At 41.6% G+C, this 14,358-nt stretch carries 11 protein-coding genes; 9 read left to right on the top strand and 2 right to left on the bottom strand.

Going from position 1 to position 14,358, the window contains the following annotated elements:
* Window position 1: 1 nt before the first annotated feature.
* A complete protein-coding gene (locus DFP80_RS09120; RefSeq protein WP_113916500.1) occupies window positions 2-769 on the bottom strand; it encodes a M90 family metallopeptidase in 768 nt (255 codons plus the stop codon).
* Window positions 770-1,054: 285 nt separating this feature from the next.
* Here DFP80_RS09120 and DFP80_RS09115 point away from each other — a divergent pair, with 285 nt between their 5' ends.
* Together DFP80_RS09115 and mdoH are read left to right on the top strand one after the other, a co-directional pair.
* Window positions 1,055-2,662, top strand: a complete 1,608-nt coding sequence (locus tag DFP80_RS09115) for a glucan biosynthesis protein G (protein WP_241560214.1) — start codon at window positions 1,055-1,057, stop codon at window positions 2,660-2,662.
* A gap of 2 nt (window positions 2,663-2,664) precedes the next feature.
* Window positions 2,665-4,818, top strand: a complete 2,154-nt coding sequence (mdoH, locus tag DFP80_RS09110) for a glucans biosynthesis glucosyltransferase MdoH (RefSeq protein WP_113916499.1) — start codon at window positions 2,665-2,667, stop codon at window positions 4,816-4,818.
* A gap of 42 nt (window positions 4,819-4,860) precedes the next feature.
* Here the strand turns inward: mdoH and DFP80_RS09105 are convergent, their stop codons facing one another.
* Window positions 4,861-5,343, bottom strand: a complete 483-nt coding sequence (locus tag DFP80_RS09105) for an Lrp/AsnC family transcriptional regulator (protein WP_113916498.1) — start codon at window positions 5,341-5,343, stop codon at window positions 4,861-4,863.
* Between the two features lie 159 nt (window positions 5,344-5,502).
* On the opposite strand from DFP80_RS09105, the gene DFP80_RS09100 reads away from it, so the two are divergent.
* The 7 genes from DFP80_RS09100 (at window position 5,503) to DFP80_RS09070 (ending at window position 14,357) form a co-directional block, all read left to right on the top strand.
* Window positions 5,503-7,608 carry an alpha-ketoacid dehydrogenase subunit alpha/beta gene (locus tag DFP80_RS09100; RefSeq protein ID WP_113916497.1) on the top strand — a complete coding sequence of 702 codons (2,106 nt, stop codon included), beginning with the start codon at window positions 5,503-5,505 and terminating at the stop codon, window positions 7,606-7,608.
* Between the two features lie 10 nt (window positions 7,609-7,618).
* Window positions 7,619-8,872, top strand: a complete 1,254-nt coding sequence (locus DFP80_RS09095; protein ID WP_113916496.1) for a dihydrolipoamide acetyltransferase family protein — start codon at window positions 7,619-7,621, stop codon at window positions 8,870-8,872.
* Between the two features lie 483 nt (window positions 8,873-9,355).
* Window positions 9,356-10,669: a four-carbon acid sugar kinase family protein gene (locus DFP80_RS09090; protein WP_113916495.1), complete on the top strand. Its 1,314-nt coding sequence runs from the start codon at window positions 9,356-9,358 to the stop codon at window positions 10,667-10,669.
* Window positions 10,670-11,896, top strand: coding sequence for a ribulose-bisphosphate carboxylase large subunit family protein (locus DFP80_RS09085; RefSeq protein WP_113916494.1), 1,227 nt, complete (start codon window positions 10,670-10,672; stop codon window positions 11,894-11,896).
* 13 nt (window positions 11,897-11,909) lie between these two features.
* Window positions 11,910-12,746 carry a phosphogluconate dehydrogenase C-terminal domain-containing protein gene (locus DFP80_RS09080; protein WP_113916493.1) on the top strand — a complete coding sequence of 279 codons (837 nt, stop codon included), beginning with the start codon at window positions 11,910-11,912 and terminating at the stop codon, window positions 12,744-12,746.
* Between the two features lie 57 nt (window positions 12,747-12,803).
* Entirely contained in the window at window positions 12,804-13,784 is a 981-nt protein-coding gene (locus DFP80_RS09075) for a DctP family TRAP transporter solute-binding subunit (protein WP_113916492.1), read from the top strand.
* 18 nt (window positions 13,785-13,802) lie between these two features.
* Complete coding sequence (locus DFP80_RS09070; protein WP_113916491.1) at window positions 13,803-14,357, top strand: TRAP transporter small permease; 555 nt, start codon at window positions 13,803-13,805, stop codon at window positions 14,355-14,357.
* Window position 14,358: the final 1 nt, after the last annotated feature.

The following is a 14,358-nucleotide window of genomic DNA, read 5'->3' as shown; positions in this document are numbered from 1 at the left end:
ATCAAACTGGATCTTGCCGATAAAATTGACACAATAGCCTGTACACATCGGGCATTTCTTTTTTCATCATTTTCGGGGCTTCAAAAAAGGTTTCACTGCAGACCGCGAAGAACTCGGCAGGATTGGTCAAAGCGTACTCGTCCAGTGGCAAGTGCTGGTGATGTTGCCAATTTTTTTGTAAGCGTTGGAATGCTGAGGTGAATATGTCGTGCCATTCTCCGGGGTTCATATCGGGATGCATCGGCGGCGCACCATTTGCGCCATCTCGAAGCATATCTAGTTTGTGAGCGAACTCATGAATGACCACATTACTGGCTTTTCCATGACGAGCATGAGCACCTGTTTCTAAAATGGATTCCCACGATAAAATTAACGGTCCTTTTGACCATGCTTCGCCGCTTAAAGCTCGACCTTCAGCATGAACGACGCCATCGTCACTTTTATAAGGGTGGTTGGCGATAAAGTCGCCTTCATACAAAATAATAGTTTTGCAGTGCTCGTACCAATCTAAACCGAGATGCAAAATAGGCACACATGCCATGGTAGCCAGCTTCAGGCACATTTCTTCGGTGAATTGGAAGCTGGCTCCTGGAGTGATGCCTTTACGAGCAAGGAAATGAAAACTCATATTACGAAGTTTGTCACGCTCGAAGCCCTGATAACGCTCTATAACTGGCCAATCGGCGACGGTAGATTCCCATTGATCTATGGTGAATCCCATGGCGTTGATACGTCGGTTTTCTAGCCAATTGTTAAGCTTTTCGAACATGGTATTTATCTCGGTTAAATCAATGAATTCTTTCTATATTTTGTGTGATATTAGTCGTAAAACAATATCATCTTCTAAATTATGATAAGCATCAGTGTGCTATTTGAGCGACGATAATGAGTGTGAAATATCCTTAAACACAATCTCTCCTTAATTCTTATGAATTCCTCCGACTTTGCTGCCTTAATCTCTCGAGTGTTTACTTATATGATAAGTGTCAAATTTATGACGTCATCCTTATGTTGAGGATTGGTTAACTCCAATTAAGCAACGAGAGAGCTTCTTTTGATACTATTTTTTACTTCTTTACCTCGCAAACGCACCAATTCGTTTTGGTTTATAAAACGGTCTTTACTAACGTCTTTATTGATTAACTTAATGGGGCATGCTTATGCAGAAGAGCCTGATATTAAGGTAGATTCTGTTCCTATGGCTGAAAACGTTCAAATAGAGCAAGAGTCTAAAGGGTATGTTTTTTCAAATCAGACTGTTATTGATTTGGCGAAAGAGTTGGCTGAATCCCCAATGAAACCAGCGGAAAAAGCGCCGCAAACGTTGACGGATATGGATTATCCGACTTATCGACAAATTAACTTTCAGCAAAACCAAGCGGTATGGGGAAACACACCAACTAAATTTTCCGTTCAGTTGTTTGCTCCCGGCTTTATATTTAAAGACCTAGTCTCTATTGATGTGGTTGAAAATGGTCGAGCTTTTCCCTTGAATGTATCGGCAGATTCTTTTACCACGCCCAATGCCGACATTAGCGAATTGATCTCTCAAGTCGGTAAATTCGCCGGATTACGTTTGCACTATCCGATTAATAACGCAGATATCAATGACGAATTTGTGGTCTTTCAAGGCGCGAGTTATTTTCGTGCCATTTCCAAAGGGCAGTCTTATGGTTTGTCAGCTCGTGGTTTAGCGTTAGATGTTGCTCAACCAAAGGGTGAAGAGTTCCCAATGTTTAAACAGTTTTGGATTGAACGTCCATCATCAAGCCAAGATGCGATTGTGGTTCACGCTTTACTCGACAGTAAAAGTATTACAGGGGCTTATCGGTTCGGAATTTACCCAGGTAAACCGACTCGTATTGATGTAAAAGCGACCCTATTTCCGCGAGTGGATTTGAATAATATCGGAATAGCGCCGTTGACGTCGATGTTCATGTTTAATAGCTCATTAGATGTTTCTGATGTAGCTGATTACCGTACTGCCGTTCATGATTCAGATGGGCTACAGATTCTAACCGGTAAAGGAGAAATGCTTTGGCGACCTCTGAATAATCCAAAATCACTGCAAGTTAGTGCTTTCAGTGATACTTCACTAAAAGGTTTTGGTCTTATTCAACGTCATCGTAAGTTTGAAGATTATCAAGATCTAGAAGCCAGCTATCACACGCGTCCTTCTGCTTGGATTAAACCAATGAATGACTGGGGCGCTGGACATGTCGAGCTTGTGGAGATTCCGTCTAATGCCGAAACCAATGACAATATTGTTGCGTATTGGCAGCCTAAAGAAGGCCTTAAAAAAGGCCAGACTTATACCTATCAATATTTGATGACGTGGTCTAATGATACGCCAGTTTCGTTAGATACTCCTCGAATTGTCCGCAGCGCTAAAGGCGTGAAGTTGTTTAAAACAAACCCAGAAGTGGTCATTGATTTTAATAAAATGCCGGATATTAATGTCGATGACTTGACGATCGATGCCAGTATTAGCAAGGGGAAAATACTCGAAGCAATAGCGGTGAAGAATCCACATAAAAATGGCGTTCGGGTTTACGTCTCTTTTGACCCTCAAGACGTGAATTTAGCCGAACTAAGAGTTCAACTTAAACAGGGAGATACTGCCGTTGCACCAACTTGGTTGTATCGTTGGATGAAGGAGTAATCATGTTATTAAAGGATAACGCTACAAAATTAGCATTGCCGCAAGTTTCGCCTTTGAGTATGCCAAGACATGCCGTCGATGAAGCCCCTCAAGCTCGTAAGAAAAGATTGCAAGGTTTTGCTGTTACGACATTTCTTTCGCGCTTGTTTGTTTTGGTAGCGACTGCTGGATTATCTTGGTACGGAGCTACTGAAATGTACAGTGTGCTGAATACCAATGCGATTGCAGGTTTGCAGTGGGCGTTCTTGGTTTTATTTTGTATTAACTTTACATGGATTTCTTTTGCGTTTTCCCAGGCAACGCTAGGCTTGGTTTTCCAGTTGTGGCCTTTTTCTCATACTCGAAAAGAACAAAACGTAGAAGGCGTTACGGCTATTTTGTTGCCTGTCTATAACGAAGACCCTCTGCGTATCCGTGCCAATATCCAAGCGATGCATGAAGATTTGATGAAGCAAGCTCCAGGTAAGTTTGCTTTCTTCATTCTAAGTGATACCAATAAAGCGGATGCATGGATTGCCGAGGAACAAGTGTTTCGTCCTTTGTTAAATGATGAGGTGGCGGCTTGTCCTATTTATTATCGTCGTCGTTACAATAATGCAGAACGTAAAGCAGGCAACATTGCTGAATGGGTGACGGGCTACGGTGGTGATTATGAATGCATGATTGTGTTGGATGCCGACAGCTTAATGGGCGCGGATTGCTTGATTTCACTGACTCGTCGTATGGCGGCAGAGCCCGGTTTAGGTTTGATTCAAACGTTGCCAACCATCATTCGCGCGAACACCTTATATAGTCGTATCCAACAGTTTGCCAACCATTGTTTTGGTCCTATTTATGCTTCTGGTTTGGCGGCGTGGCACGGTTATTCTTCTAACTTTTGGGGGCATAATGCGATTATTCGTACTAAAGCCTTTGCCGATGCGTGTGGTTTGCCTGTTTTAGAAGGTAAAGCGCCTTTTGGTGGTCATGTGATGAGCCATGATTTCATGGAAGCTGCGCTATTGCGTCGCGCGGGTTGGGGCGTACGTTTTGATACGGATTTGAAAGCATCTTACGAAGAAGCGCCACCGTCGCTGGTGGATGTTATTGTGCGTGACCGTCGTTGGTGTCAGGGTAATTTGCAGCACAAAGCTTTTGTGTTCGCGAGAGGTTTTCACTTTGCAACTCGCCTGCATTTAATGTCTGGCATCATGTCTTACCTAAGTGCTGTTTTTTGGTTGATGTTGATCGTGGTCGGCTTTGCCTTGGCGGTTCAGGCGTATTTTGTTCGTCCTGAGTATTTTGCCAATCCGTCACTATTTCCAACTTGGCCTGTGTTTGATTTCGAAAAAGCGCGCTCTTTATTTGTCTTGTCTATGGCGTTGGTACTAGCGCCCAAAGTATATGGTTGGTTGTCCGCCATGTTGAACTTCCGCCGTTGTATGCAATTTGGCGGTCCAATATTACTGACCTTAAGTACCTTGCTAGAAACTGTGTTATCGGCTTTGTATGCGCCGATTCTAATGTTGTCTCAATTCCAAGTCGTTTACGATGTCTTCAAGGGGCGCGACAGTGGTTGGAAGCCTCAGTCCCGTGACGATGGTGCAACGTCATGGAAGGTCGCCGCTCGTGCGCACTGTAGCCATACATTATTGGGCTTAGGATTAGCGAGTGGGGCTTTGTTTTTAAGTATCGAATTGTTCTATTGGTCTTTACCGATTAGTTTTGGCTTGATTTTGTCCATTCCGTTATCTTGGATCAGTGGCGGTGCAAAACGTGGCAATGTGATTCATTATTTGGGTCTGATGCGCGCACCAGAAGAAAAGCGTCCACACCCAATTGTTGATATGCAAGATCGTTATGATAATGCACAGAGCGAACTTGATTTTGATGATGCTTTGTCTTCTTTAAAGCGCTTGTCATCTGATGCAACATTGTTTTATTGGCACCTTGCTCAAATGCCAAAAGAGCAACCAAACAAAGAGTTTTGTCGTGCTTGGATTTGTGCTGAATGGCAAATCCTTAACAGTAACAATATTCAAAGCTTGTTAGATCATCTCAATGAAAGGGAGTGTCTCGCTATTTTGCAGCATCGAGAGCTAATGGCAGCAATGGAAAAATACTTGCCAGAAGATAAGCGAGTAAGTAAACAAGCAAAAGAGTTTGTGCCGGCTTAAATTGAGATAAGGGCGCAAATAGTATTTGCGCCGTTTTTAATATTACGAGTAATCGCTAAGAGGGAATTCACTTAACGGGAATTCCCTTGTTATTTTGGGTTGTTTCATTGAAAACATAGTGTTTACTGAGCGAACCCCTTTCGCTTGTAAAAGTTGCTTGCTCAATAGTTCGTCATAACTGTTTAGGTCTCTGGTGATGATCTTTAGCAAAAAATCACAATCACCACTAACGGAATGACACTCTTGTATTTCTGGATATTTTCGTACACTAGAAAGAAAAGGTTCTAGTGTCTCTGGGTGATGGTTGTCCATGGAGACTTGTGCGAAAGCGATCACATTTAAGTTCACCTTCTTCGGGTTTAACTCCGCCGTATAGCAATTAATATAGCCTTCGTCTTCTAGGCGTTTTAAGCGTCGCCAGCAAGGTGCGGTTGAGAGACCAATTTTATCAGCTAAATCCCGATTGCTTAAACGGCCGTCTTTTTGTAACGCCGCGAGAATACTAATGTCAAATTTATCGAGCATGAAAGTGTTTCCGTTTTTTGTTATTTGAAGAAACTTTGTTGCTCAGTTTGTCAAAGACTTGGCAATTAAGAAAGATAATTTCGCTGAATCATAGATAAGATTAACGACATCATACTTATAACAATAAAGCTGAAAAGCCGCTGAAGATGGTGTACCTCTATGAATCAATTGCTAGAAAAAAGTAATCACGTCACACATTTTATATGTCAAAAGCCTGAGTTTGATTGGCTTCAAGTTAGTCAATTAATGCTTTTATCTCGTGCTTTAGATGAGATCGAAGAAACAGAATTAGTGCCCGAAAAGTTGGTGTTTAACCAGTTTTCTGCTCGTGGGCATGATTTTGCGCAAATTCTTTTGGGCTCTTTGCTGACTCATCCTCACGATGCTGCAAGTGGCTATTATCGATCTAGACCCTTCGTTATGAGCCTTGGAATCGATTTGGATGAAGTGGTTGCATCGCCTATGGCGAAAGCGGGTGGCTACAGTGATGGCAGAGACATCGGTGTAGTGTGTAACTACCCCAATACTGATAGAAAAGGCGCTATGTTATTCCCTATGTGTGGCGGTGTTGGTGCACAATATTCGCCTATTTCTGGCTGGGCGCAATCTATTCTGTATCATAAAAATCAGTTAAACGATGCGAGCTATGCGGGAGCCATTGCTGTTTCAATGGGAGGAGATTCTTCCATGTCGACAAGTGGCTTTTGGGCGGCATTAAACATATCGACAACCAATAACTTGCCGCATTTATTTTACATTGAAGACAATGGCTACGGTATTTCAGTGCCTCAGGAAGTACAAACGCCTGGTGGGGATCAGGTGGCGAATCTTAAAGCCTATAAAAATCTAAAGATTATCGATGGCGACGGAACCGATCCAGAATTGACCCCAGTACTGATAAAAGAAGCCGTCGAATATGTGCGTTCTGGGCAAGGTACATGCTTACTTCGATTAAAAGTACCGCGTTTATGTGGTCACACTTTTCAAGATACTCAAACCTACAAAGATGCAGACTTTATTGCCGATGAACAATCAAGAGACCCACTTCCTAAGCTAAGAAGCTATCTGTTAAGTCATAACTTAGTGACCGCGGATGAATGGCAAGAGTTAAAAAACGAAAGTTATCGTGATATTCGTAATGCAGTCGATAAAGCTAAGGAGCGTCAGCAACCCGATCCAGAAAACCTTACGCGCTTTGTTTATGCCGAAAAAGACCAGCTTCAGCTTCGAGGTGGTTTAGCGGCAAGTGGTCATGTATTTCCAGCGAAAAGCGATCAAGCTAAGCCAGAAGGGTCTCGTCTTAACATGCTAACAGCGATTCGTAAAACCCTTGATTACGAATTAGAAACTAACTCTAAAGTGATTGTATTCGGTGAAGATGTTGGACCAAAAGGTGGCGTTCACGGAGCAACACTTGGGCTGAACGAAAAATTCGGCGGTAATCGAGTGTTTGATACCAGTTTATCAGAAGAAGGGATTATTGGTCGTTCAGTAGGCATGGCGTTGAGTGGCTTGATGCCAGTGCCTGAAATACAGTTCCGCAAATACGCCGAGCCTGCTGCTGAACAACTGTCCGACACTGGCATTATGCGCTGGAGAACTAATAATCAATTTGCTGCGCCTATGGTAGTCAGAGTTCCAGGCGGGTTTGCCCGCCGAGGTGATCCATGGCATTCCATGAGCGACGAAGTGGAGTGGGCGCATAAAGTCGGTTGGCAATTGGCAATGCCTTCTAACGCTGAAGACGCTGTTGGTTTGCTGCGTTTTGCTTTACGAGACAATAACCCGACTATTTTCTTTGAGCATCGATCTTTACTGGATAATAGCTGGTCGCGCCGCCCATATCCTGGCGATGACTATGTTATACCATTTGGAAAAGCAAAGACGATTTTATCAGGCACAGCATTAACGGTAGTTTGTTGGGGAGCGATGGTAGAGCGTTGCCAGAATGCCGCAATAAGTCTTGATATGAGTATTGAGGTGATTGACCTTCGCACTATTCAGCCATGGGATGAAGAGGCAATACTGACCTCTGTCGAGAAAACTGGACGTTGTTTGATTGTTCATGAAGACAATAAAACCGCTGGTTTTGGCGCTGAAATCGCCGCGACGTTAGCCGATGAATTGTTCTTTAGTCTTGATGCGCCAATCCAGCGATTGACCATGCCAGACATCCCTAATCCTCACAATTTTCTGTTGTTAGATAAAGCCGTGCCGAGTGAGCAAAAGATTGCTCTCGCCATGAAAAAACTGATTGAAGTGTGAGGAGGAAACGATGAACGAATCAATGACTATTACGCTTCCGATGGGTGCTTTAGAGGGAACGGCAGCAGTATTTTCTACTTGGCTGGTAGGAGAGGGTGATCAAGTTCGAAAAGGTGATCCTATATTGGAGTTGGAGACTGACAAAGTATCAATGGAAGTGTGTGCCGAAAATGATGGTTCTATTGGGAAAATCTTGGCGACATCAGGTGACAATGTCGATGAAAAGACCATTCTTGGCTACTTAGATTGTGGTGAGCAGTCAGAGGGCGGTAAAGTTTCGGTAGAGACGTTGTCATCTCTTATTGCTAATGACGCTTCGCAAAATGAGCCAGTGACCGATGTTGTTCAATCTGATGTGGCTGGCGATGACTCAAAACGCCATTTAATCGGACCAGCCGTCAGAAAACTATCGAGAAAGCATAATCTGAACTTGTCTTTCATTGACGGCACTGGCAAAGGCGGACGTATTACGCGAGATGATATTTTAGCCTTTATTGATGCCCAAGCGGGTAAAGAGCAAAGCAACTTAGATGTTTCAATTCCAGCAGAAAAGTCACATGGTCTAAAAAGTAAGCTTGTTCCTCATACCTCTATGCGTAAGAAAATTGCCAATCATATGGTGGACAGCTTACTACACACTTCGCCACATGTTACTAGTGTCTTTGAAATGGACATGGGGCGCATCATAGAACATAGAAAAATGTGCAAAATGGGCTTTGAAGAAGCGGGTGTAAAGCTGACTTTTACCGCTTATTTCTTGGCCGCCAGTGCTAAGGCAATGCAAAAAGTTCCTGTCGTTAATTCACGTTTTCATGATGAGTTTTTGGAAGTATTTGAAGACATCAACATTGGTGTTGGCACAGCGTTAGGCGATGAGGGGCTGATTGTCCCAGTTGTTAAACAGGTTCAAGAGAAGAGCTTGTTTGACATCGCATCAGCGCTTCAACAACAAACCGATAAAGCCAGACAAGGTAAATTGGCTGCCGCAGACATGAAGGATGGAACATTCACCATCTCCAATCATGGCGTGAGTGGCAGTTTATTTGCTACGCCAATTATTATCAACCAGCCTCAGGTTGCTATTTTGGGTATCGGGAAACTTGAAAAAAGAGCCGTAGTGGAAGAAGTGAATGGCGAAGACATAATTGTCATCCGACCAAAATGCTATGTGTCTCTTAGTATCGATCATCGAGCCTTGGATGCGTACCAGACTAATTTATTTCTGAGTCATTTTGTCGAAGCGATAGAAAGCTGGGGGAAATAATGACTTACGACATGGGGTGTTGTGTAATGACCCCCATGTCAATCTGTCGTCTTTTGATGAGCTGTGTTTCAATTCTATGCAGTAACAGGTGCTTTCTTTTTCTTGTAAAGTACATGGGAGCATTTTGAGGATTTGAAATCATTTTTAACATTCTTTCTAGCATTATCTCTAATTGGCTCTTTTCTTTTCTTCTTTAACCACGTTCGTATTTAAGATTTCTTGCCATGTTTGATGGTGCTTAGAATCCTATTGCATTGCTATAGTTGGTTTTTCTATATTTTTTATGTGGGTCTCATGTGAATTTTCTGATTGTAAAAACAGATTTTTTGATTTATTTTTGTTTTTATGAAGTTAAATAATCAAAATAATGATTGAATAGATATGATTTTTTGAGTATTTTAAATCATAACAATGACATTGTGCTTAAGGTTTGTTCTTCATCTCTTAGTGGAATTGTCAAAAAATAAGAATAAGGAATTGGTTTTGAACTCAACAGTAGAATTGGCATTTTACGGAGACGATTTCACTGGCTCCACTGATGTGCTTGAAAGTCTAAGCTTACGTGGCAAGAAAACGATTCTATTGCTTCGTGTGGCAGAGGGAAATGATGCGGTTAACTTTTCTGATTATGACTGTGTCGGAGTTGCAGGAATAAGTCGAAGCAAAGATCCTGCGTGGATGAGAGCTGAATTACCGAAAGTATATCGTTTTCTAAATTCTTTCGACCCTAAGTATATACATTATAAAGTCTGTTCAACTTTCGATTCTAACCTTCATAAAGGCAACTTGGCTGTTGCGACTCAAGTTGGCATTGATGTTCTGTCTCCTCGCTGGACTTCTATTGTGGTGGGGACTCCAAAAATTAAGCGCTATGTTTGCTTTGGTGAGTTGTTCGCTGATTCAAAAGGGGAGACTTATCGCATAGATCGACACCCCATAATGAGTTGTCACCCTGCAACACCAATGACAGAAGCTAACTTGGTTAAACATATGCATCAGTTGGGTGAGGTTGATTGTGCCTCAGTTAATATAAGTATGTACTCCGATGATTCTGCGGCGACTAAATTACAGCAATTTATTGCTGAGGATAAAGTGGTTGTCTTTGATTCTGTTGATCATTCCTCTCAAGCTAAAGTTGGGGTGCTGATTAATGAGCATTGCCAAGACGGCCTGCATTTTTCTGTTTCTTCATCCGGATTTGAAGATGCCCTTTATAGCCAAAATAAACTGGTAGAGAATATCAATATCACTCCTAAGTCTAGGATTTTAGCGTTATCCGGTAGTTGTTCTTCTATTACAAGTAGTCAAATTGATTATGCATTGAGCCATGGTTTTATTCCTGTCGAACTTGATATCGCCAGATTATTGATACTTGAAAACAGGTCTCAATATTTAGATGAGATCGTTCAAACTTGTATTGATTTACTTCGTGGCAATAAATCGCCTTTAGTGTATTCCGCTTTGGGTCCTCAGAAAAGCGGTTCAACGATCACTTCTCGAGAAGGAGATCTACATTTTGATGAAATGCTTGGTAGTTTCCTTGGTGCTATTGCTTTAGCCGTTACAAAGACGGGTCTTATTGAGCGACTTGCTGTCGCAGGTGGCGATACCTCAGGTTACTGTATTCAAAGTTTAAACTTAGATGCTTTGACGTTTATTGCACCACTTTGCCCAGGTGTTCCTCTATGCAGAGCTCATGCTCAAGACAGTGATATAGATGGGTTAGAGGTGGCTCTTAAAGGTGGGCAAATGGGATCTGAAGATTTCTTTTTTCGATTATGCTCAGGTGGAGAGTAAATGATGGATAGATTTGAGGTTACGTACTTAATTCATAGTTTCATCAGTTTAGCTCAAGTTGCTGAGAAAATCTGTAATGATCAAACAACTGGAACTTTTACGAAAATTCCAGATATCTCAAGCGGTAATGTGGGATGCTTTTCGGCCGAAATTATTTCTGTAGAAGAAAATTTCGTTTCATCATTAAAGCAATATCGTGGCCGTGTGGTTATCTCTTACCCTATTGATTTATGTGGATATGACTTGTCTGCTATTTTCACTATTGCTTGTGGTGGGGTCTCTTCTATTAAGGTGATTGAACGTTTAAAAATAGAAGACATTCAATTCACCGATCAATTTGTTGCTCAATTTCAAGGTCCAAAATTTGGTATTGAAGGTACTTATCGCAAATTGGGAATATCAGATGGGCCAGTGATCGGTGGGATCTTAAAACCGAATATTGGTATTACGCCAGAAGACAGCGCAAATCTGGTTGCACAGCTGGTGGCTGCTGACATTGATTTCATCAAAGACGATGAGAAACTACAAAGTCCGCCATACTCTCATGTAAAAGATCGCATCGACGCTATTATGCCTGTTATTGATAATTGGCAGCAAAAAAGCGGTAAGAAAGTCATTTATGCATTTAACATTTGTCATTCAGATATTGGTGAAATTGAACGTAATCATGAGTATTTGAAAAGCAAAGGCGGTGATGCTGCTGTTATAAACGTTAATCAAATAGGCATTTGCGGTTTAGATTCAATTAATAAGTTTAGTGGTGTTATTTTGCATGCTCATACTAATGGGCTGGCTTTTAATGAGCGTAGCGATTGGGGGATTTCTTTCAATGTTTGGCAAAAAGTTTGGCGTCTATTAGGCATAGATCATCTTCAAATTAATGGTATTGATGGGAAGTATTGGCAAGGTAATGATTCCGTGATGGAGGCTTATTATGCAATGACTCAACCTCTTGGCCATTTATCTGCAACTTTACCTGTTTTTTGCTCCGGTCAGTGGGGTGGTCAGGTACCAGAAACCTACAATCGAACAGGTAAATCTACAGAACTAATGTATCTCGGCGGCGGTGGTATACATGGTCACCCATTGGGTGCTCAGGGTGGAGTAAAAGCCATTAGACAAGCTTGGGATTCCTGTATTTCAGATCAAAATATATATGATTATGCCGTGACTCATCCTGAGTTATCGCAGGCATTATCGTATTTTTCTCATAAAGCAAAACAATAAAAGTGGAGTAAGTATGACAACTATATCTTTAATCGGTGCAGGCGGAAAAATGGGCATGCGTTTGTCTAAAAACCTGCAAAATTCAGATTATAAGGTTAATCACGTTGAAATAAGCGAGCAAGGTCGTAAGAACCTAAAAGAGCAGCTTAATATTGATGCGATTGGCCCTGATCAGCAAAATTCGGCTTTAGAAGCATCTGATGCGGTTATTTTGGCTGTGCCGGATACTCTTATTGGAAAAATCAGTAGTCAGGTTTGTGAGCATTTGAAACCGGGAACTATGGTTGTGGTCCTTGATGCTGCTGCACCGTTTGCTGGTCATCTCCCTAAACGTGATGATCTTGTGTATTTTGTGACTCATCCTTGTCATCCAGTCATTTTTAATAAAGAACTTAATCAAGATGCTTTAAATGACCACTTTGGTGGTTTACATGCCAAACAAAGCGTTGTCTCAACTTTACTGCAAGGTCCTGATTCTGCATGGGAGCTTGGGGAAGATCTTGCGAAGACTATCTATGCACCGATCAAAAATTCGTACCGTGTGACTTTGCATCAAATGGCAATGTTAGAGCCAGGTTTATCTGAAACTGTTTGCGCAACTTTGTTGACGGCAATGCGTCAAGCTATGGATGAAGTGGTTGATGGTGGTGTTCCGTATGATTGTGCTCGTGACTTCCTTCTGGGTCATATGAATATTCTGTCAGCGGTTATTTTTGATGAAATTGACGGTCAATTTTCTGATGCTTGTAATAAAGCAATCGATAATGGCTTGGGTAAGTTGCTTTATCCTGATTGGAAGAAAGTCTTCAATAAAGATGAACTTGCTCACAGTATTCAATTAATCACTTAAGAAAACCTAAATTTATAAAATGATCATAAGCAATAACGTAAATTAAAGGAAACCCCAATGAATATAATAAAGACAAAAATAATTCAATGTGCTGCTTTAACTACTCTCGCCTTTTCTCCGCTTGCTCTAGAGGCTAAAACCATTAACCTCGCTTTTACCCAAACGATGGATTCACAATATGGCGCGGCCGGTAACGCTTTTAAATCAGAACTGGAAAAGCTAAGTAACCATAAAATTGAAGTCGATTTGAAACCAGCGGGTGCTTTGGGTGGTGAACGTGAAGTGGTTGAGAGCCTGCAGCTAGGCATTATTGAAATGACTATTTCTTCAACGGGGCCTTTAGGGAACTTTGATAAAGATGTTTATCTTTTTGATTTTCCTTATGTGTTTGAAAGTTATGATCATGCGCATCGCGTACTAGATAGTCATATAGGGAAGGGTATTCTTAACGGAATGTCAGAACATCAGATTAAAGGTTTGGCGTGGGGGGAAAATGGATTCCGCCAGCTTACTTATAATGGTGACCCGATCTTGAAGCCCGAAGATCTTAAAGGTAAAAAGATCAGAACGATGGAAAATTGGGTTCATTTAGCGACATTTAATGCGTTAGGTGCTTCGCCAATCCCAATGTCTTGGACGGAAGTGTTCACTGCGCTTCAACAAGGAACCATTGATGGACAAGAAAATCCGATCAATCTTGCGGTAACATCAAAGCTTTATGAAGTTCAAAAGCAAGCCTCGATGACTCAGCATCTTTATAGTCCCGCTGTTATTGCTATGTCTCAGGGATATTGGGATGGTCTTAACTCTAATGAGAAAAAGTGGGTTCAGCAAGCGGCCGATGTCGCAGCTAAAGTGATGCGTCAGTCACGTGAAAAACTAGAGAATGAAGCTTCTGATCAGCTGACTCAAAAAGGCATGACTATTCATAAAGTGGATATAGCGCCTTTTGTAAAAGCTACTGAGGGGGTTCGTAATAAGATCGCCAAGGAAATGGGGTTTACAGAGAAACTAGCTGAAATAAAAAGCATGAAATAATAGGTCAAGAAGGCTGGTATGAAAGTATCAGCCTTCTTATTTGAGGATACAAAAATGGCAAAATTCATTATTAAATTTAGTCGATTCCTTAATAATTCTGCTTTAAATGTTTCTGCGGTTCTTATGGGGCTTATGGCTTTATTAGTGTTTTATCAAGTCATCACACGGTTTGTATTTGGTGCTCCATCAGCTTGGTCTGAAATCTCGGCTAGGGTGATGATGGTATGGATGGTTTATATTTCTATGGGTTGCGTATTTAGCCGTGGAAGTATGATCAGTATTACTTTTTTTGTGGAAGTACTGCCAGATATCTTTGGTCTATGGGTAAAACGAGCGGTTACCATCATAGTGCTGATTTTTTTTGGTGTGTTGATATGGTATGGCTGGGATATTGCGGTAAGGGTAAAGAATCAGAATGTCGCTATGTTAAATATTTCAGCGTTTTGGCTTTATATTAGTATTCCTATTGGCGCTGTTATAAGTATTCCATCGTTGCTTGAGTGGCATATTTTAAATGTCGAAAATAAATCTGAACCTGCCGATCTTAAAATAACTAAAACCGCAGAGGTCTAGT

The sequence above is a fragment of the Marinomonas rhizomae genome, assembly GCF_003315485.1.
GTDB classification, from domain to species: domain Bacteria; phylum Pseudomonadota; class Gammaproteobacteria; order Pseudomonadales; family Marinomonadaceae; genus Marinomonas; species Marinomonas rhizomae.
The sequence above is the reverse complement of the archived record's forward strand: the minus strand, read 5'-3'. Positions and strand labels throughout refer to the sequence as shown.

Coding starts and splice junctions, on each gene's coding strand:
- DFP80_RS09120 (WP_113916500.1), bottom strand. CDS start 769: ATGTTCGAAAAGCTTAACAATTGGCTAGAAAACCGACGTATCAACGCC.
- mdoH (WP_113916499.1), top strand. CDS start 2,665: ATGTTATTAAAGGATAACGCTACAAAATTAGCATTGCCGCAAGTTTCG.
- DFP80_RS09105 (WP_113916498.1), bottom strand. CDS start 5,343: ATGCTCGATAAATTTGACATTAGTATTCTCGCGGCGTTACAAAAAGAC.
- DFP80_RS09100 (WP_113916497.1), top strand. CDS start 5,503: ATGAATCAATTGCTAGAAAAAAGTAATCACGTCACACATTTTATATGT.
- DFP80_RS09095 (WP_113916496.1), top strand. CDS start 7,619: ATGAACGAATCAATGACTATTACGCTTCCGATGGGTGCTTTAGAGGGA.
- DFP80_RS09085 (WP_113916494.1), top strand. CDS start 10,670: ATGATGGATAGATTTGAGGTTACGTACTTAATTCATAGTTTCATCAGT.
- DFP80_RS09080 (WP_113916493.1), top strand. CDS start 11,910: ATGACAACTATATCTTTAATCGGTGCAGGCGGAAAAATGGGCATGCGT.
- DFP80_RS09075 (WP_113916492.1), top strand. CDS start 12,804: ATGAATATAATAAAGACAAAAATAATTCAATGTGCTGCTTTAACTACT.
- DFP80_RS09070 (WP_113916491.1), top strand. CDS start 13,803: ATGAAAGTATCAGCCTTCTTATTTGAGGATACAAAAATGGCAAAATTC.